This is a genomic window from Bacillota bacterium (assembly GCA_033549065.1).
Taxonomy (GTDB): domain Bacteria; phylum Bacillota; class Dethiobacteria; order DTU022; family DTU022; genus JAWSUE01.
Map to the genome: position 1 here is coordinate 4,841 of JAWSUE010000009.1, position 19,023 is coordinate 23,863.

Genomic DNA, 19,023 nt, shown 5'->3' on the forward strand with positions numbered 1-19,023 from the left:
CGCCAGGGCTCGCTTAACCCGACTGTCGATAATCATGATCACATGTTCTCCAAGTTCGAGGGGAACATACTCATAATCCAGAGTTTGACAATCCAAAAAAAGGGCATGCCCCTTTCGGCTTAGGGCAACAGAAAACTGATCCATAATGCCACACTGAACACCGACAAAATCATTCTCCGCTTCCTGGCACATCATGGCGAGCTTAACCAAGGAGATATTATATCCGCTTAACCTGGACAGAATAGATGCTGTGGCAAGTTCAAGCGCCGCTGAGGAACTGAGCCCTGCCCCGATGGGTATAGAGCCGCTAAAAGCTAACTCGGCCCCTGTCAAACGATAATTATTCTGTTCCAGAACCCGGCATACACCCTTGATATAATCAACCCATGAGGGGTTTACTCCTTTCCGCTCGATCCTGTCCAGTGAAAATACTTCATTTTCTCCGCAATCATCGGCAGTTACATGAATTAAACGACCTTCTTTTTTCGATCCGAACATGGTCAGGGATAGATCAATCGCCATAGGCAAAACAAATCCGCCGTTGTAATCTGTATGTTCGCCTATCAGGTTAACCCTGCCCGGTGCGGTTATCTTATATTTCATCTTCGTTCTCCACGAAATTTAATTTAATCGTTATTCGCAATTCTGTATTAACTTTCCTGCCACACGACCTCTGTGATAGAATTAGCGGTAAGTAAATAACTTCTATTGGTGAAGCTACTGATGCTGATTATTAAAGAATACGGCGATATTGTTGAATTCAAAGCTGCCAGAACCATAATGGGCAAACCAGTTTATTTCAGTTATTTTTATTACATCGACGGAATACTGATCGATACCGGACCGTCTCATGTAGCCCGGGAAGTCTTGAAAGCATTAAAAAACCTTAAATTAAACAAGGTAATCATTACTCACCAGCATGAAGATCATACCGGTAATTGTGCTTTACTCCATCAAGAGTTGGGTGTACCGATATATGCTCATCCTGAAACAATCAAGGTGCTTAATGATCCTCCACCTATTCAGATCTACAGGAAGGTTATGTGGGGCAATCTTCCACGCGCTACAGCCCGACCGCTGGAAAAAGAGTTCAGAACAGATAAATACCTGTTAAATACTGTCAATACTCCGGGACACTCTCTTGATCATACCTGCTTTTTTGAGCCCGATAATAGATGGCTTTTCTGCGGTGACCTCTATCTTGGTGAAAACCTGACCGGGTTTATGGAAGGCGAAGATATCGTTGACCACCTTAAAAGCCTGTTGAAAACTATCAACCTGAAACCGGATATTCTTTTCTGCGGCCTGAAGGGATATCTTGAAAATGCCACAGAAAGGCTCATCCGAAAATATCATTCTTGGCTCGAAATCTGCTACCGGGTTATCGGATTATATGAACAGGGCAAAACCAGAAGATATATATTGAATGAAGTTTTTGGCAGGGAAATACTTTTTTATTATTTTTCCCAATCCAATTGGGGGCGGCGTTACATGGTTGATTCAATCATAAATAACAGGGATTACTTTAAGTCCCAAAAAAAAGAATCGCTTTCGCGACTGTAAATCAATAATTAAGGGACCGAGCAAGCTGATAAGCCGAGTTCTGTTCCTCCCGCTCAACGGATGAGTAAGGGAAGCAGCAGCCATCTATCTTGGATACCAGTTACCTGGCACCTCCAGCGACCTAACCCGAGAAGTCAGCGGGCAACTTCATCCTCCTCCTATTTGGTCTTGCTCCGAATGGGGTTTACCTAGCAGATCGATCTCCCGATCTCTGGTGCGCTCTTACCGCACCGTTGCACCCTTACCCGTTCTCTTTAAGAGGACGGGCGGTATTTTTTCTGTGGCACTGGCCTTAAGGTCACCCTCACTGGGCGTTACCCAGCATCCTGCCCTGCGGAGCTCGGACTTTCCTCGAAAAGCACCTTGCGGTCTTCTTTCCGCGACTGCCTTACTTACTCGATCCCCGAAAACCTTACATTTAAAGTATAACACCGTCAAAATATGGTGTCAAAGACCTTCACCAACTTACAAGGAAGACAAAAATTCCAATACCTCGTCCAGGTTGTCAACCGGGATTAATGCAATATTTCTTGCCGCTGTTTTAGCTTCTTCATAGTTATCTCTGGGTAATATGAAATATTCAGCGCCTGCTCTTTCCGCGGCGACAACTTTTTGAACAACCCCTCCTATCGTCCCCACCCTTTCCTGGAGATCTATAGATCCTGTTCCGGCAATCATTTTTCCTGCAGAAATATCTTCAGGTACAATTTGGTTGATAATCTCCAATACAAACATTAAGCCGGCTGAGGGGCCGCCAATATTGCCCGTTTCCATATCAATATCCAGCGGGATAATTGGCTCCCATGGCAAAGTACGAATATAGATACCCAACTGTGGTATTGTTTCATCATCAGGACGTGCTCCTGTTGGCGCAGTTATATTGAAGACTGTCCCGTTACGGCTGATCGCCAGGGTAACCTCTTCTCCCGCTTCTCTATTTTGGACAAGCAGTGAAACTTCGGAGGCCAGGAAAACCTCATCTCCGTCAACCTCAAGGATACGATCTCCGATCATCAGATAATCTTCGGCAGGAGCATTTTCCAGAAAACCGACAACTTCCACACCGTCACTGACAATTTCAACCTGGTAGCCGGATCTGCGCAGGGCGACAACCTGGGCAAGCATCTGGCTCTCGATCATATACTCTTCAAGCAGTTCCCGGTATTCTTCTTCATCCATCCCGGTTGGGATTACTCTTTCCGCCGGCCTTAAATCCATGTAAGGATGGAAGTAAGCAAAGAGAGCGGTCGTTACAGTTGCTCTCTGCTGGTTAACGGTTACCAGGTAAAATATTCCATGGTCATCGGGATCGGCATTCTCCACGGTGATTATGGGGCGAAGTTCCACTGCCCTGCTCGGCCTCATGATATAATAATCGATCCTGATAAATAATCCCAAAACAAATAGGACCATAATCGCCAGTATGCATTGGACAAGCCTGCTGTTCTTCAAAACAGGTCTGATTTTATTTTTGTAGTAGTGGTTCATCTGGATTAAGCCTTTGCTTTATTAATTATTGCATTCCAAACTGCCTGGCATAGCTGATCATCACTATACCCAGTATTACAACCAGTAAACCGCCAAACCTGAGAACCAGAAGATAAAGATTCTGGGGTGGCACCTGACCAATCTTGCGCCCGATTCTTAGATACCAGAAAAGGCGTGGATAAATAATTGATGTTAAACCAATAATAATTGTAAAAATACCAAAAAATATGAGTCCACCGGTTGGTGGTAAAACTGCCAACAAACCCGAAAAATACCGCATGATTTCAACATCCTCACTGATTCAGTTTAATCTGTGTAATTAAATTTCGACTTAACTATATCATGAACCTCTGGTGGAACCAGGTTGCTTATATCGCCGCCAAGTAAGGCGATTTCCTTAACAATACTTGAACTGAGAAAGGAGTATTTACTGTTTGTCATCATGAAAAGAGTTTCAATTGAAGGATCCAGTTTTTGATTAACCAAAGCCATCTGAAACTCAAATTCAAAATCAGATATTGCTCTCAGGCCTTTAATAATTATATTAATATTTTTCTGCTTGGCATAATCTATGAGCAAACCTTTATAATATTCAACTTCAACATTAGGTAAATGTGAAGTTACCATTTTTAGCATTTCCAATCGCTTTTCAATCTCATAGGTAGCTATTTTTCGCGGGTTATCCAAGACTGCTACTGTAAGATGGTCCATAATTCTGCTGGTTCTGATGATAATATCGAGATGCCCCTTTGTTACCGGATCGAAGCTTCCCGGATAAATTGCTCTGGTCAAAATATTTCCCCCTTTGGCAGGTTTAATATTAAACAATCCTCGTTTATTTTCGCTACTTTATCATAATAACCTGCATAATTAAAAAATTCTTGTTTGATATTAATTGATGTGCTACAATAGAACGCGTGACACTTAAGGCACGGGAGGTAAAAAATATGGCGAAAATATGCGTGGTTTGCAATAAAAGCAAAACAACCGGACACAAGGTCAGCCACTCGAATATTAAAACTAAAAGAAGATGGCGTCCAAACATGCAAAGAATTAAAATTATGTTAAATGGTTCTCCAAAACGGGTGAACGTCTGCACCCGCTGCATAAAAGGCGGAAAAATCGAGAGAGCAATCTAATTTTTTTATGTCTGCTGATACCAAGGGAGTAGCTATAAACTAGCTACTCCCTTTATCTTGTTCTTTTTTCTAATCGCTATCTAGGTTTAGAGCCGGTCAAGGAAATATTTTTTATGATCATATACTGCATCGGCAATTTCACGCTTCAGGGTATATGTATTAATCGGTTCAAATCTGGTCAGCAGACGGGCTCCGGAATAAGCCTTTCCGGCAGCCTCATCTGTCAGGGTCCCCGCAATTATTTCTTTAGCCCATGTATCCATCTTTGGAACCATGTCATTGATAAAACAGCGGGTCATAGACATTGCCAGCCTGGATTCTTCACTCTCACCTTTAGCCATCATCTTCTTCGCCCTGAGCAGACCGCTTTCAGCTGCGAAAATTTCCATGGCCATATCGGCCAACCGACAGAGAATTTCCTGTTCGTTGGTCAGGTTCTCGCCAAATTCCCTGGCAGCGTTACCTGCAGCCAACAGGAATAGCTTTTTCATATTATCCAGATAGAACTCTTCTCTTTCCGGACTGCTTTCGGGTATTTGGGCTTCTTTCAGTTTGGCAAGCTCACCACCCAACCCCATTACCGCTTCCATGAAGGGTACTTCACCTTTCATAGCTTTACGCAGCAAGGTGCCTGGAATTAGCATCCGGTTTATCTCGTTGGTCCCTTCAAATATACGGTTGATCCGGCTATCACGATATGAGCGCTCTGCCGGGTATTCCTGTCCGTATCCGTAACCTCCGAAAATCTGCACACCTTCATCAGCAATATAATCCATGCCTTCGGAGCAAAAGACCTTTGATATTGAGCATTCGATTGCGTATTCATGGATTGCCTGAACTATATCGGACATAGCCGCTCCACCCGACTTTACTTCTTCAAGCTTTTCATCAATCAGACCACCTATACGGTAGACCAGGCTCTCCATCAGATATTCCAGGATTGCCATATTGGCAATTTTATTTTTAATAATGTTGAATTGGGCGATTGGCTGTTTAAACTGCACTCTCTGCAGAGCATATTCTGTTGCGAACTCAATCACCCTTTTTGCACCGCCGACACAGCCGGCGCCCAGCTTAAACCGACCGATATTGAGGATATTGAAAGCTACCTGGTGCCCCTTTCCTTCTTCCCATAGCATATTTTCTACCGGCACCCTGGCATTTTCAAAAATAACACTGCATGTTGAAGATCCCTTTATCCCCATTTTTTTCTCTTCTGGATCAATGGAGACTCCTTCGGTGTCAGCATCAACTATAAAAGCCGTAAATCTTTCTCCGTCAATCTTGGCATATGTCACTATTACATCCGCCCAGGATGCATTTGTTATATACTGCTTTGCACCATTTAATATATAGTGTTTACCATCATCGGACAAAACAGCTTTGGTCTTGATATTCAAAGCATCGGAACCTGCTTCCGGCTCGGTTAGTGCGTATGCTGCAATTTTTTCACCGGTAGCCAATCCGGGAAGGTATTTTTTCTTCTGCTCTTCATTTCCAAAGTAAACGATCGGAAGGGTTCCTATACCGGTATGGGCTCCAAAAGCTGTTGCGAATGAACCACCGCAGATTGAAGCATTTTCGGTTATTATCATCGTGGTTATTTTATCGGCTTCTTCACCACCAAATTCCTCCGGTATATCACTGCCAATCAAGCCTAATTCACCTGCCTGGCGCAGTAATCCAAGCATTACACCCTCGGCCATTACTTCAAGTTCATCAATTTTCGGTTCAACTTGGTTCTTCATAAAATCATAGCTGGTCTTTTTAATCATCATGTGAAAATCATCAAAATCTTCGGGTGTAAAAACAGTGTTTTCATCTACCGGACCCAGTAAGAACGCTCCGCCTTTAATTAACTCGCTCATCTACCTGTCACCCCTTTTAAAATAATCAAAATAAAAAATACTTTTATCAGTTAATATTTTCGATGGGCAAATTTCTATCCCTGCTTTGTGAATTTATTAACTTACTTCAATTATCAGTAAATCTTAATTAATTCAGGAAATATTCTGCTCATACTATAATGGCAGTGCAAATCTTGATTTACCCGGGCTAATGTGCTAATATTTCTCTATCAGGCCGAAGTGGCGGAATTGGCAGACGCACACGACTCAAAATCGTGCGCCCTCCGGGCATGTGGGTTCAACTCCCACCTTCGGCACCATAAAAAAGAAGCACTGCGTAATATGTGCTTCTTTTTTATGTTAAAATGTATCTTGTATTATCTCGATTCTGATAACTTATGATTATTTAAATACGGCAGGTGAAAAAATGCCCTGGTATATTGCTCTAACCGGTTCAATCATTATAATTATTCTGGGAATCTACAAGAAATTAAATATCGGGTTAACCATGTTAATCGGGGCTGTATCACTTGGCCTGCTATCCTCTCTCACTGCTGAGGATTTCTTTAGAGTATTTATTAACGGCTTGTGGAATGATATCACTATAATGCTGGTAATCAGCATCCTGCTACTGGGTGTCTTGGGACATATCCTGAAAGAAACCGGCACGCTTGAAGAAATCATCAATAATTTGCATTCTCTCGTTGCTGATATAAGGGTAATTGCCGTAGCCATGCCGGCCCTGATCGGTATGCTCACCGTTCCCGGCGGGGCAGTGCTGTCTGCTCCATTATGCGTCGAAGCGGGCACCCAGTTAAAGATGCCTGCAGAGCGACAGGCAGTGATCAATATCTGGTTCAGACATGTCTTTTATTTCATACTCCCCATTTTCCCCAGCTTAATCCTTGCCTCCCAGCTTTCAGAGATAAACATAGGCCGATATGTGCTGCATAACCTTCCTTTAACTACCGTTGGAGTAGTTTTTGGCTTCTTTTTTCTATTCAGGAATTATTCAACCGGAACCAGGGGTCTCTCGATATCATGGGAAAAAACGTGGCAGCTTATCAGGAGTATTATGCCTCTTCTTTTTGTCATGGTGCTGGTAGTTTTCTTTAATATATATTTTCCACTGGCTTTAACCGCCGGTATAATTCTGGCTCTGGCAAATTATCTGCCATCCCAAAAACGCTTTAATGTATTCTTATCCCGGGTTAAGACCATGATCATACCGGGCATAAAAATTCCGGTGGCTTTTGTGATCATTGGAATCATGGTCTACAAGGAAATGCTTGAAAGTACCGCAGTTATTATCGATCTGACAAACCTGGTTCTCGATAAAGGAGTGCCGGTTATAATATTGCTCACCTTCATACCTTTTCTGGTTGGCATGCTGACCGGAGACAATTCGGCCAGCGTGGCTATCCTCTTCCCCATGTTTATGCCGCTCATTCCAACCGGCGCAGCCGCCTATGCAGCATACCTGGCCTACCTATATGCCAGCTCAACTTCGGGACATATCGTGTCACCTGCTCATCCCTGTTTTTCATTAACCAAGGAGTATTGCAAGGGCGATATCAAGAAAATAGTTTTACTTACCCTTCCACTGCTGGCAGTGGTTATGTTAACCGGCTTTCTGATAACGCTTCTATTCGGCTTTCACTGAATAAAAAAGAAAGCGGGAATATGCATCCCACTTTCCTCTTTATGGACAAAAATTATTCAACCGTTTTTAATTCCTTGTTCAGGTACTGTTGGCGGCAAAGATTGCGCTGCAGTTTTCCGGAGCTTGTTTTCGGCAGTGTTCCAGGCTGAACAAGCATGATATCACGCGGTGGAAAACCGACCACCCCTACGACCTGTTCTCGAATAGCCCTTCTGACAGCTGCATGGTCATCGGCTCTAATTTCAGCAACAACGACAATTGTCTCTTTTCTTTTACTGCCCTCAACACCAAAGGCAATGACATTACCAGCCCTGACACCTTCCACACTACCAACAGCCCGCTCGATATCTTCAGGGAAAATATTCCTGCCAGAAATTATAATCACATCTTTAATCCTGCCGCAGATGACTAATTCCGGCTCAGCACCACCTGGTCCTTCTACAAAATATGCCAGATCACCGGTACGCAGCCATCCATCTGTGAACAGGGTTTCATTTAAATCAGGCTGATTGTAGTAACCGGTCATAACCGAAGTGCCCCTGATCTGAAGTTCACCAACTTCTCTTAACCCCCGCAGCTCGCCTGTTTCGAGACTGCATATGCGCATTTCCAGACCGGGAATGGGACTACCCAATAAGGGAAATCGCCGGGTTTTTTCATCTTTTGGATCAGCGGGCCTGGCTATTTTTTCCTCTTCCAGAGCTTTACGATCAACCGCATCGGTAGCCATTCCCCTCAGGGGTGGCGGAAAAGTACCACCCAGTGATAACTCCGCCATTCCAAATGCACAGAAAACTGCTTCAGCCCGGAATCCATGCGGTGCCGACGTTTCGATTAAAGTCTCAACCACATCGGGATCGACAGGCTCGGCACCGTTCAGGGCTAGTCGGATACCCGAAAGATCAAGCATTTCTCCCGTATCTGTCATCCGTTTGAAAGCGCGTGCTGCCAGAACCCAGGAGAAATTCGGACCTGAAGTAACCGTTCCTTTAAAGTTATGCATCCAGCGCATCCAGTCAGCCGGTCTGCTCAGAAAATCCTGGGGGGAGGCCAGTACCAGGGAACATCCAACCGTCATGGGAACTGTTAGCAGGCCGATCAAACCCATATCATGATAAAGGGGGAGCCATGATACAAATATATCATCGGGAACCACTTCTGCAGATGCAATCATCCCTGTTGTATTGGCTTCGAGAACCCTGTAGGGCAGCATTACTCCCTTGGGATTGGAAGTAGAACCTGATGTAAACTGCAATACAGCTAATCTTTCCGGATCACAAGGAACTTCTCTGTAATCTTCAGCATTTGGCCGCCCTTCACCGGGCAGGAGTTCATCCAAGAGTAAAACTGGTGGATCGCCGGGTTTAACTTCATGAAATGCTGCAAGATCGGGATCAAGCAGTAAAAGGCTTATATCTCCATGGAGCATTAAAGCCCTGGTCTGGTTGGCAAATTCTTCAACTGAACTAAACCGCATCGGGATGGGCAGCATGCTGACGCTGCCTCCGGCCAGCCATACTGCCTGGATAGCGGTAACCAGGTTCCTGGTTGTCGGACCGAGAAGGGCAATGTGATCGCCGGCCTGTATTCCTTTATTTTGAAGAATTGCCGCCATTGCCAGGGCATTCCTGTGCAGTTCTCCCCAGCCTATCGTTACCGATTCTTTATCAGAATTACCTGCAGCTGAACCGACAAATGTTATGGTATTAGTTCCCCCGGCCACTTTGCGGATTTTATCCAGAAGTGGTTCAAAAATCAATCCTTCGTCTGAACTGCTTATGATCACCGGCTCATGGTTTGTTAATTCGGAATTATTTATCAGCATTTTTAACCTCCTGCTATATTCATAATTTAAGTTGATATATCCGGTATTTTTTATATAGCTCTCCACCGGCCTTTGATGCATCCAAATTCATCCTCTTGTTAAATTCATGGATTGTAGACCCTTCACCATACCTGAACCCAAGCTTGCGGGCATTCTGCATAGTGTGGTAGTACAAAGCAGCTGAAACACCCCGTCGGCGCCCTTGGGGAGTGACAAAAAGGACAAACATTCGAACTCCTTTTATCTTCCGTTTATACCATAAGTATTTTATAAACCCTATAGGGAAAAGCCGTCCATTCAAACGGGCCAACACTTCGTTATAATCAGGAAGGGTTACAGAAAATCCGAGGCATTCACCTTCACTGTTTTCAATGAAAAGAACCAGATCGGGAATGGCAAACTGTTTTAGTTTAATTGCTTCAGCTTCAATTTCTTCATCACTGGGCGGGATCATATCCGGCCAGTCGGGCATGGATAGATCGATTACATCCTTGATTACTACCATCTCGCGATCAAGGTTTTTCAGATCAAGTTTGCGGACTTTAAAACCATATCTCTTCTGAACAATCTCGACACCCCGCTTTAACCTCTCCTGGGGTTCGCCGTCAATATCATAGTAGTAAGCATAACGGTCAAACTGCTTGGCAAATCCATACTTTTCGATCAACCGGACAAAATATGGAGGATTATATGAGTTCAATAAAACCGGCGGCTTATCAAAACCTTCGATAAGCAGACCGCGGTAATCGTCGCCATTGCTTGGCGACTGAGGCCCGGTAACCAAATCAGCGCCCTGTTCCCGAAGCCAACTGACACCTGCATCAAATAGCGTCTCTGCAACCGGGTAAGAATCGATTGATTCAAATAGGGTAAAGTAGCTTAGATTTTCTTTCTTTGCTTCATTTAACCGGCAATCAATGCCTACTCCAAGCCGACCAACCGGTTTCCCATCTTGCAGGGCGAGAAAAAAACGGCTGGGTCCCAGGCGAAGCAAAGCATTTTTAGCCGGGTTCATGGTATTGTGCATATCAAACAGCAGTGGGGGTATCCAGTTAGGATCATTCTGGTAGATCATCCAGGGAAGCTCGATGAAACACCTCCTGTCAGACCGGTTTTGGACAACCTTAATTTCCGGGTTATTGCTCAAGGCAGCACTTCCTAACTATTATTTTTATTTAGATCAGGGCACTGCATTTTAATTGGATATAATCATAAAAAATATATATTTACCATTTGTAAGAGAAAACCCTGCTTTAATCACTGTTCATGTTAATTATTTGAAACAAAAATATTAAAGAAACAGGGTGCTAACTAAACGGGGCGCCTCTTTTAAAAAGAGCCGCCCCGGCTGCCTGCTTGTTTTTCAATCCCCGTCTTAGTAAGGCTTATTCTTTTTAGCCAGATAGTCCAGCAGGAAGGGATTCAAAACCTTGATATAGGTTCCTTTCATGCCGAGAGAACGGGATTCAATAACTCCTGCGCTTTCAAACTTGCGCAGGGCGTTGACGATAACTGAACGGGTTATTCCCAGTTGATCTGCAATTTTACTGGCAACAAGCAAACCTTCGGAACCACCCAACTCTTCAAAGATGTGTTCTACTGCTTCAAGCTCAGAATACGACAGGGTTGCTACAGCAAGCTGTACCACTGCTTTATTCCGGGCATCTTCTTCAATCTTTTCTGATTTGGCACGGAGAATTTCCATACCGACAACTGTTGCTCCAGTCTCGGCAAGGATCAGATCCTCTGCATCAAAAAGCTCGTTAAAACGGGCCAGCAGAAGGGTTCCAATGCGGTCGCCACCACCGAGGATTGGGATTATAGTGGTAATTTTATTTGCAAAAAGACATCTTTCTGCATCCAAAAAGACACAGTCATTTGTTTTCTGACGCAAATTAACCCGGGATTCATCTTCACGAAGCAGAAAATCATTATAGCTTTCCGGGAAATAACCATCTTCTAAAACATTGTTTACCATCAATTCACATTCAAACTCGTCAACCAACGACCATCCTAAAATAACACCGTGCTTGTCTGCGATGTAGACATTGGCATGGATAACATTTTTAAGGACTTCAGCTACCTCCTTAAAATCTACGTGGCGCCCTGCTGATTTCTGAAGTATCTTGTTGATTCGACGAGTCTTCTCAAGTAAAGGAGAAGAAATCACGTCATTCACCCACCTTTCATTTCATTACTTTTCATTTATAAAATATATTTACTTAAATCTTTATCCTTGACAACCTTTTGCAGCTTGCCCTGAACGTATTCCAGATTAACTGTTATCTCTTCATTTCCTCCTGATTCAGGAAGATCAAATGCCAGGTCTTCAAGTAATTTTTCCATAATTGTATGTAACCTGCGTGCTCCAATATTTTCCATTTCCTGGTTCAGGTAACAAGCTGTGCGAGCGATCTCTTCGATCGACTCCTGAGTAAAATTCAACTTCACCCCTTCCGTCTCCAAAAGTGCTTTGTATTGCTTGATCAAAGCATTATTCGGTTCTGTAAGGATCCGTTTAAAATCATCTTCGGTCAGGCTGTTCAGTTCAACCCTGATCGGAAATCTGCCCTGCAACTCGGGGATTAAATCGGAGGGTTTTGTTGCATGAAACGCTCCTGCTGCAATAAACAGAATATGATCAGTTTTTACCGGACCGTATTTAGTCACAACGGTAGAACCTTCCACAATTGGCAGGATATCGCGTTGGACACCTTCTCTTGAAATATCCGGACCAGATCCATGATAATCTTTACCCGCAATTTTGTCAATTTCGTCAAGAAATATAATTCCCAACTGTTCTGCTCTTTTCAAAGCTTCAATAGTTACGGCATCCATATCAACCAGTCGGTGAGCCTCTTCCTGCTCCAGTATTTTTCTTGCTTCAGAGACAGGCACTTTCCTTTTTTTCTTTTTAGGCGGTACAATATTACCGAGCAGATCCTGCAGGTTAATACCCATTTCTTCCATACCCTGTCCGGTAAAGAGTTCAACCATGGGAGGTTTTCTTTCTTCAACCTCTATCTCCACAGGGTAGTCTTCTAATTCGCCGTTTAGCAAACGCTCTTTTAATCTTTTTTGCTCTTCCTTTGCTTTTTCCAGCCTATCGAAGAAGGCTGCGTCATCTGCAGAACTCTCCTCCTGAATAGGGGCAGCCTGGAAAAGAAAGCCCAGTGGATTCGTTGATCTTCTCCTCTTCTTCGGTAGCGGTGCTAAAGCCTCAATCAAGTTCTCACTTGCGTTGACCTCCGCTTTCTCCTGAACTTCGGACATCTTTTCATTCTTTACGATCCTAATAGCTGTTTCGACCAGGTCGCGGACCATGGATTCAACATCGCGTCCAACATATCCCACTTCGGTAAACTTCGTTGCTTCAACCTTTACAAACGGTGCATTTACCAACCGGGAAAGGCGCCGGGCAATTTCAGTTTTTCCCACACCAGTGGGACCGATCATTATAATATTCTTCGGTATAATCTCTTCCTGAAGGTCTTCAGGAAGTAGTTTTCGACGATATCGGTTTCGCAGCGCAACTGCCACAGAGCGTTTTGCATCTTCCTGTCCGATAATATAGCGATCAAGTTCTGCTACAATCTCATGAGGCGTATATTCTTCAGTCGGCATGGTAAATAAATCAACCCTTCTATAGTTCTTCGATAATTATTGACTCATTGGTATAGATACATATTTCAGAGGCTATTTTCAATGCCTCACTGACGATCTTTCCGGGCTCAAGGTCAGTATTTCGCTTCAGGGCTTTTGCTGCCGCCAGAGCGTAGGGTGCACCCGATCCTACCGCAGCAATTCCATCGTCAGGTTCAATAACTTCACCGGTTCCTGAAATCATTAATATGGCTTCGCTGTTTGCAGCGATTAGTAGCGCTTCCAGCCTGCGGAGAATTCTGTCTGTGCGCCATTCCTTGGCCAGTTCCACTGCCGCTCTCTGTAGATTCCCCTGGTAACTCTCCAGCTTTCCTTCAAATTTTTCACAAAGAGTTAGTGAATCGGCAACAGCTCCGGCAAAACCGGCTATAACCTTTCCATCATAAAGCCTGCGAACCTTTTTTGCTCCATGCTTGATAATTGTATTATTGCCGAATGTAACCTGGCCGTCACCGGCAACGGCTACTTTATCTCCTATTTTTACGGCAAGAATGGTTGTCCCTTCAAACATATCTGTCGCCTCTCTGCTTATTTTCTGGGAAAAGCCTGTCTGTATACTTCGCTGAGTCTCTCTTTGGTTATGTGAGTATAAATTTGCGTAGTCGAGATGCTGACATGACCCAGCAGTTCCTGAACAACTCTTAGATCCGCTCCACCTTCAAGTAAATGGGTAGCAAATGAATGCCTTAGGGAGTGAGGACTGATCCCGACCTTATTGGAGACCTTTTGGATGTACTTGCGAAAAATATAGCGGACTCCCCGGTCGCTCAACGGGCTTCCCTGCCTATTTAGAAATATCTGGTCGAATATCTTCCCTTCCTTGTTAGCAGATTCCAGAAATGGTCTTACCCTTTCAATATACTCCTTTAGCAATTCAGCGGCAACCCTGCCAACGGGAATGATCCGTTCTTTACTACCTTTACCGAAAACTTTTATTAACCTTTCATCAAGCTGCAGTGAACTGCTCTTGAGGCCAACCAGTTCACTTACCCTTAACCCCGATGAATAGATCAGTTCAAGAATAGTTCGGTCTCTGAATCCCAGCGGAGTACTGCTGTCCGGCGCTTCCAATAGGGCAATTACTTCATGGTAATATAAAAAATTTGGCAGAAGCTTCTCCTGTTTCGGACGAGCAACAGCCGACCAGCGACCGCTGCTTATCTCTCCCTCTTTTTGCATATAAAATAAAAAAGAACGCGTTGCTGACAGTTTACGCGCAATTGTCCGCCGGCTATATCCTTTTTCTTTTAGCCAGGCCAAGAAGCGGCGAAGGGTGAGATGGTCTATTTCCAGCCGATCGACTTCGCTTTTTCCCTCCAGGGATATCAACTGCAATATGTCGTTTCTATATGCCTGGAGAGTTAAAGGTGATGCGTTTTTTTCGGCAACAAGATATGCCGTAAAACGATCAACCCAGTTATTTATGTTCATCACGCAACACCCATATTATCCTAACATAACTATAATTCACATGCAAGTAAATAGCAGATTTTTTTAAAAAATTCCCTCTATTCGGAGTCAACAGTAAACAAAGCGTATATGCTTTTATCGTCAATAGACGGGGAAGAAGATTATCAGGATTGTTTCTGCACAGCAACTTTTGGGGATATTATCTGCTTTTCATATCCACAATCTTTATTAGTACAGTGGGCAATTCTTTTCTTCCCTTTCCAATTCTCAGTCATCATCGCGCTGCACTGGGGACATTTTTCATTCAGCGGTTTATTCCAAACAGAATAGTTACATTTTGGATAATTGCTGCACCCATAAAAAACCCTTCCCTTTTTGGAGCGTCGTTCAACGATCATTCCTCCGTCCAAGGGGCATTCTACGCCGGTCTCCTTAACAATTTTTTTGGTAAACTTGCATTCCGGGTAGCTGGGGCAAGCCAGAAAACGCCCGAAACGGCCATGTTTGTAAACAAGCTGTCTTCCACACTGTGGACAATTTTCATCACTGACTTCCGGAGCGATCTCCACTTTTTCTATTTTCTTTTCGGCGTTAGCCAGCCTCTTTTTAAAATAACCTTCGTAGAAGTCATTTAAAACATTTAACCAGTTAAGCTCGCCCTCTTCAATTTCATCAAGTTGTAACTCCAGCCTGGCAGTAAAATCGACATCAATTACCTCTGGGAAGTAGGTAATCATAAGTTCGACCACAACGAATCCAAGCTCGGTAGGCACAAAAGCCTTATTCTCTTTTACAACATAGCCGCGGCTTTGGATTGTTTCAATGATCGGGCTGTATGTACTCGGTCGGCCAATCCCTTTCTCTTCCAAAACTTTGATCAGCGAAGCTTCGTTATAACGTGGTGGAGGCTGGGTAAAGTGCTGTTCAGGCAGTAGATCGAGCAGATTTAGTTCCTGCCCTTCTTCAAGTGCAGGAAGCCTGGTCTCTTTCTCCGGTTCATCAACCTGGTAAAGCAATAGAAAGCCGGGGAAACGCAGTGTCGATCCGGTTGCTTTAAATGTATAATCACCGGCAGATATTTTAACTCTGATCTGGTCATAAACAGCCGGATTCATTTCGCTGGCAAGATAGCGATCCCAGATAAGTTTATACAGGCGGTTCTGATCTCTGCTCAGGTACTGTTTTATTATTGAAGGCTCTCTATGGACTGCAGTCGGCCTGATTGCTTCATGGGCATCCTGTGCACCCTTGCGTGATTTATAGAAAGGTGGTTTATCGGGAAGAAAATCAGCGCCAAATTTACTGCTGATTAAAGTTCTTGCTTCTTCCCGGGCCTGGGCAGAAACCCTTGTAGAGTCAGTACGGATATAGGTTATTAAACCAACCGTTTCTCCGGAACCGACATTGATTCCTTCGTAGAGCTGCTGGGCAATGTTCATTGTTTTACGGGCTGTAAATCCCAGTTTTGATGAAGCTTCCTGCTGGAGTGTGCTCGTGGTAAAGGGCGCCCAGGGCTTTCTATTACGGGTACTGCGGACAATTTTATCAACAATGAATCTCTCATTTTTAACAGCTTCAATTACATCCCGGGCTCCTTCACCGGTTTTCAACCCGATTTTACTATTCTTGTGCCTGTCAAGAGCCGATTTAAATTTATCCTTCGTTTTATCATCTTCCAGCAGTGCATCCAGACTCCAGTATTCTTCCTCTACAAAATTCTTTATCTCTTCTTCTCGCTCGCAGATCAATCTAACAGCTACAGACTGCACCCGTCCTGCGCTTAAACCGCCGCGGACTTTCCTCCAGAGCAGAGGGCTTATTTCATAACCTACCAGCCTGTCCAATATACGTCTGGCCTGTTGGGCATCAACCCGGTTTTGATCAATAATCCGTGGAGATTTAAAAGCTTCTTTTACAGCTGTTTTGGTAATCTCGTTAAATTCAACCCGGCAGGGCTGATCGAGTTCTATATTCAACGCCCGCCCGATATGCCAGCAGATGGCTTCACCTTCACGGTCGGGGTCGGCCGCCAGAAAGACCTTATCTGCTTTTTTGGCAGCACTACGCAGCTCTTTTAGAATTTTTCCTTTCCCCCGTATTGTAATGTAGGTGGGAGCAAAACTATTCTGAACATCAACACCAAGCTTGCTGCGCGGGAGGTCAATCAGATGCCCTTGCGATGCTATTACTTTGTACTTATTGCTGAGAAATTTATTAATAGTTCGAGCCTTGGCCGGTGATTCAACAATAACGAGATTCATTTATTGATCCTCCTGGGTGAGTGTAAAAAGCCTCCGGAAGGTATTCTATCATACCTGTCAAATCCTGCAAAAATATTTGCCCGGTGTCTGTCTGATATATTTTTTCAGTTCCAGGGATAAAAGCAGTGTACTGACCTCGGCTGGGCTTGCTAAACTGATCCTGACCAGATCGTCGATATGGATCGGTTGATAAGGTATTATTGCCAGCAGTTTCTTTTCCACATCGCCAAGTTTAGGACGAATTGGTTCAATCGACAACTGTTCATCTACTTCCCTGTTCAGATAGAGTTCACTTAAAATGTCATCGACCGTTTCAACCAGTTTAGCCCCCTCTTTTATTAAATGGTGCGAACCTCGGCTATATGGGCTGCCCACATTTCCCGGTACAGCGAAAACCTCGCGATTTTGTTCAACCGCAAAATTAGCTGTAATCAATGATCCACTCTTAGCGGTAGCCTCGACTACCACTGTACCCAGGGTAAGACCGCTTATTATCCTGTTTCGTTGGGGGAAATTACCCGGTAAAGGTTTAGCTCCATAGGGAAATTCACTGAAAACCACTCCATGGGTAGCAATCTCCTGCATTAGATCCTGGTTGCTCCTGGGATAACATTGGTCCAGCCCGCACCCGAGGACTGCAGCTGTATAACCGCTGTTTTCCAGGGCACCTTTGTGAGCTGCCGTGTCAATGCCCAGCGCCATTCCGCTTACCACTGTAATATTGCTGGCAGCAAGCTCAGCAGCCAGTTTGTGGGCAACTTCCTTACCGTAAAATGTACAGCGCCGGCTCCCCACAATGGCAACAGCCGGTTGAGTAATTTGCTTAAGGCTTCCTATGTAATAGAGAATGGCAGGGGGATTTACCACCTGTTTAAGAAGGGTTGGATAAGCCGGGGAAGCAGTTGAAATACAGCTTATTCCGCTAACACAGAGTTCTTGCCACTTCTGTTCCGGATCAATATTTTTCTTCTCTTTATATATTTTCTCGGCCAGTCCCTCGATCCCGCTAACCATTTCAATTTCTTTTTCTGGCGCTCTCCAGGCGGTTTCGGCAGAGCCAAAGAATTCGACCAGGGCTGTGATCCTTCTCGTCCCGACCGCTGATAGATTATTCAACGCATTAAGATATATTAGTTCCTTATCCAAATCAACGTACATTAAAATCCTCCGTTAAAGGCCAGGATACTGACAACAGTTTAGTTAACAGGTTGATTGACTGATCCAGGTCAGAACCGTCAACCATCTCGGAGGGGCTGTGAATATAACGGCATGGTACGGAAAGCGCCCCTGACGGCACACCTTCCCGGGAAATGTGGATTGCTCCCGCATCGGTTCCGCCCCGTTCGAGAACTTCAAGCTGATAAGGAATCTTATTTTTAATAGCGGTCTCGATCATGAACTTCCTGATCAAGGGGTGGCATAGCACTGAGGAGTCCTTGACTTTTACAGCCGGTCCTTTCCCCAGTGATACGGCCATCGTAGGCGATTTTGGTGTATCACCGATATCGGTGACATCAACGGCAAGGGCATAATCGGGATCATAGCTGTAAGCTGCAGTTTTTGCACCCCTTAAACCGACCTCTTCCTGTACAGAGAATAAAAAGCAAACTTCCTGCGGCAGGTTGTCCGGCAGTCTTTTAATCGCCTCCACCAGGACAGCACAACCGGCCCGGTTATCCATCGCCTTCGATATATAGCGTCCGCCTGAAAGCTTCTGAAAATTGAAATCAGGAACGGCAAGATCACCGATACTGGCCATTTTTTCTGCTGCTTTCGAATCTTTCTGCCCCATGTCGAGATATATTTTGCTCCAGTCAAGATCCCGGCAATCTTTAATCTCTTCATGGTTGACCGTACCCACGTGCCCCCCGGCGAATCTCAGTCGCTTCCCGATAAGTATCCCTGGTGAGATGCCTCCGACCGGTGCAATCCGTAAAAATCCGTTTTCATCAATATGAGTAACAATAACGCCGATTTCATCCATGTGAGCCGAGATCATAATTTTCGGCTGCCCACCCTTTTTGATAACAAAGAGATTACCCAGGGTGTCTTCGTAAACCTGATCCACTTTTTTCTCAACCATTTTCCTGATCGTATCCCGGATGCTCTCTTCTTCTCCCGAAGGTCCGAAAACTTCGGTAAGCTTTCTCAGCGTATCTTCCAT

Annotated in this window: 17 protein-coding genes, 1 tRNA gene and 1 other RNA gene; 4 read left to right on the plus strand and 15 right to left on the minus strand. The window is 44.4% G+C overall.

All coding sequences use genetic code 11. The features are described 5' to 3' along the window. A partial coding sequence (locus SCJ97_07295; protein ID MDW7739845.1) for a galactokinase family protein occupies positions 1 to 603 on the minus strand: 603 nt, incomplete at its 3' end. Between the two features lie 108 nt (positions 604 to 711). Between SCJ97_07295 and SCJ97_07300 the strand changes: the two genes are divergently transcribed. After that, positions 712 to 1,563 carry an MBL fold metallo-hydrolase gene (locus SCJ97_07300; GenBank protein MDW7739846.1) on the plus strand — a complete coding sequence of 284 codons (852 nt, stop codon included), beginning with the start codon at positions 712 to 714 and terminating at the stop codon, positions 1,561 to 1,563. 13 nt (positions 1,564 to 1,576) lie between these two features. Here the strand turns inward: SCJ97_07300 and rnpB are convergent. The 4 genes from rnpB to coaD form a co-directional block, all read right to left on the minus strand. Then, positions 1,577 to 1,962, minus strand: an RNA gene (gene rnpB, locus SCJ97_07305) — RNase P RNA component class A. A gap of 66 nt (positions 1,963 to 2,028) precedes the next feature. Further along, the gene (locus SCJ97_07310) at positions 2,029 to 3,051 is read right to left on the minus strand and encodes a S16 family serine protease (GenBank protein ID MDW7739847.1); all 1,023 of its coding nucleotides are present in this window, start codon (positions 3,049 to 3,051) and stop codon (positions 2,029 to 2,031) included. Positions 3,052 to 3,076: 25 nt separating this feature from the next. Next, positions 3,077 to 3,331, minus strand: coding sequence for a hypothetical protein (locus SCJ97_07315; protein ID MDW7739848.1), 255 nt, complete (start codon positions 3,329 to 3,331; stop codon positions 3,077 to 3,079). Positions 3,332 to 3,357: 26 nt separating this feature from the next. Then, a complete protein-coding gene (coaD, locus tag SCJ97_07320; protein MDW7739849.1) occupies positions 3,358 to 3,843 on the minus strand; it encodes a pantetheine-phosphate adenylyltransferase in 486 nt (161 codons plus the stop codon). A 155-nt stretch (positions 3,844 to 3,998) separates the two neighbouring features. On the opposite strand from coaD, the gene rpmB reads away from it, so the two are divergent. Then, positions 3,999 to 4,190, plus strand: a complete 192-nt coding sequence (gene rpmB, locus SCJ97_07325; protein ID MDW7739850.1) for a 50S ribosomal protein L28 — start codon at positions 3,999 to 4,001, stop codon at positions 4,188 to 4,190. An 86-nt stretch (positions 4,191 to 4,276) separates the two neighbouring features. Here the strand turns inward: rpmB and SCJ97_07330 are convergent, their stop codons facing one another. Next, positions 4,277 to 6,058: an acyl-CoA dehydrogenase family protein gene (locus SCJ97_07330; protein ID MDW7739851.1), complete on the minus strand. Its 1,782-nt coding sequence runs from the start codon at positions 6,056 to 6,058 to the stop codon at positions 4,277 to 4,279. 213 nt (positions 6,059 to 6,271) lie between these two features. Here SCJ97_07330 and SCJ97_07335 point away from each other — a divergent pair. Continuing rightward, a tRNA-Leu gene (locus SCJ97_07335) sits at positions 6,272 to 6,357 on the plus strand. A gap of 107 nt (positions 6,358 to 6,464) precedes the next feature. Further along, positions 6,465 to 7,700, plus strand: a complete 1,236-nt coding sequence (locus tag SCJ97_07340) for a DUF401 family protein (GenBank protein MDW7739852.1) — start codon at positions 6,465 to 6,467, stop codon at positions 7,698 to 7,700. 52 nt (positions 7,701 to 7,752) lie between these two features. Here the strand turns inward: SCJ97_07340 and SCJ97_07345 are convergent, their stop codons facing one another. The 9 genes from SCJ97_07345 to SCJ97_07385 all read right to left on the minus strand — a co-directional run bounded on the left by SCJ97_07345 (position 7,753) and on the right by SCJ97_07385 (position 19,023). Then, the gene (locus SCJ97_07345; GenBank protein ID MDW7739853.1) at positions 7,753 to 9,525 is read right to left on the minus strand and encodes an AMP-binding protein; all 1,773 of its coding nucleotides are present in this window, start codon (positions 9,523 to 9,525) and stop codon (positions 7,753 to 7,755) included. 19 nt (positions 9,526 to 9,544) lie between these two features. Continuing rightward, a complete protein-coding gene (locus SCJ97_07350) occupies positions 9,545 to 10,672 on the minus strand; it encodes a GNAT family N-acetyltransferase (GenBank protein MDW7739854.1) in 1,128 nt (375 codons plus the stop codon). Positions 10,673 to 10,900: 228 nt separating this feature from the next. Next, positions 10,901 to 11,695 carry a GTP-sensing pleiotropic transcriptional regulator CodY gene (codY, locus tag SCJ97_07355; protein ID MDW7739855.1) on the minus strand — a complete coding sequence of 265 codons (795 nt, stop codon included), beginning with the start codon at positions 11,693 to 11,695 and terminating at the stop codon, positions 10,901 to 10,903. 35 nt (positions 11,696 to 11,730) lie between these two features. Beyond that, positions 11,731 to 13,149, minus strand: coding sequence for an ATP-dependent protease ATPase subunit HslU (hslU, locus tag SCJ97_07360; GenBank protein ID MDW7739856.1), 1,419 nt, complete (start codon positions 13,147 to 13,149; stop codon positions 11,731 to 11,733). A gap of 19 nt (positions 13,150 to 13,168) precedes the next feature. After that, a complete protein-coding gene (gene hslV, locus SCJ97_07365; protein ID MDW7739857.1) occupies positions 13,169 to 13,699 on the minus strand; it encodes an ATP-dependent protease subunit HslV in 531 nt (176 codons plus the stop codon). Between the two features lie 17 nt (positions 13,700 to 13,716). Further along, entirely contained in the window at positions 13,717 to 14,619 is a 903-nt protein-coding gene (locus SCJ97_07370; protein ID MDW7739858.1) for a tyrosine recombinase, read from the minus strand. Between the two features lie 143 nt (positions 14,620 to 14,762). Further along, a complete protein-coding gene (topA, locus tag SCJ97_07375) occupies positions 14,763 to 16,859 on the minus strand; it encodes a type I DNA topoisomerase (GenBank protein ID MDW7739859.1) in 2,097 nt (698 codons plus the stop codon). Between the two features lie 57 nt (positions 16,860 to 16,916). Then, positions 16,917 to 18,017 carry a DNA-processing protein DprA gene (gene dprA, locus SCJ97_07380; protein MDW7739860.1) on the minus strand — a complete coding sequence of 367 codons (1,101 nt, stop codon included), beginning with the start codon at positions 18,015 to 18,017 and terminating at the stop codon, positions 16,917 to 16,919. Next, positions 18,007 to 19,023, minus strand: a complete 1,017-nt coding sequence (locus SCJ97_07385) for a M42 family metallopeptidase (GenBank protein MDW7739861.1) — start codon at positions 19,021 to 19,023, stop codon at positions 18,007 to 18,009. The genes dprA and SCJ97_07385 overlap by 11 nt, the downstream gene beginning before the upstream one ends.

Bases quoted from the DNA above. Each gene is read 5' to 3' on its own strand.
- SCJ97_07310 (MDW7739847.1), bottom strand. From the start codon at position 3,051: ATGAACCACTACTACAAAAATAAAATCAGACCTGTTTTGAAGAACAGC.
- SCJ97_07315 (MDW7739848.1), bottom strand. From the start codon at position 3,331: ATGCGGTATTTTTCGGGTTTGTTGGCAGTTTTACCACCAACCGGTGGA.
- rpmB (MDW7739850.1), top strand. From the start codon at position 3,999: ATGGCGAAAATATGCGTGGTTTGCAATAAAAGCAAAACAACCGGACAC.
- SCJ97_07330 (MDW7739851.1), bottom strand. From the start codon at position 6,058: ATGAGCGAGTTAATTAAAGGCGGAGCGTTCTTACTGGGTCCGGTAGAT.
- SCJ97_07340 (MDW7739852.1), top strand. From the start codon at position 6,465: ATGCCCTGGTATATTGCTCTAACCGGTTCAATCATTATAATTATTCTG.
- SCJ97_07345 (MDW7739853.1), bottom strand. From the start codon at position 9,525: ATGCTGATAAATAATTCCGAATTAACAAACCATGAGCCGGTGATCATA.
- hslU (MDW7739856.1), bottom strand. From the start codon at position 13,149: ATGCCGACTGAAGAATATACGCCTCATGAGATTGTAGCAGAACTTGAT.
- hslV (MDW7739857.1), bottom strand. From the start codon at position 13,699: ATGTTTGAAGGGACAACCATTCTTGCCGTAAAAATAGGAGATAAAGTA.
- SCJ97_07370 (MDW7739858.1), bottom strand. From the start codon at position 14,619: ATGAACATAAATAACTGGGTTGATCGTTTTACGGCATATCTTGTTGCC.
- topA (MDW7739859.1), bottom strand. From the start codon at position 16,859: ATGAATCTCGTTATTGTTGAATCACCGGCCAAGGCTCGAACTATTAAT.
- dprA (MDW7739860.1), bottom strand. From the start codon at position 18,017: ATGTACGTTGATTTGGATAAGGAACTAATATATCTTAATGCGTTGAAT.
- SCJ97_07385 (MDW7739861.1), bottom strand. From the start codon at position 19,023: ATGGAAGATACGCTGAGAAAGCTTACCGAAGTTTTCGGACCTTCGGGA.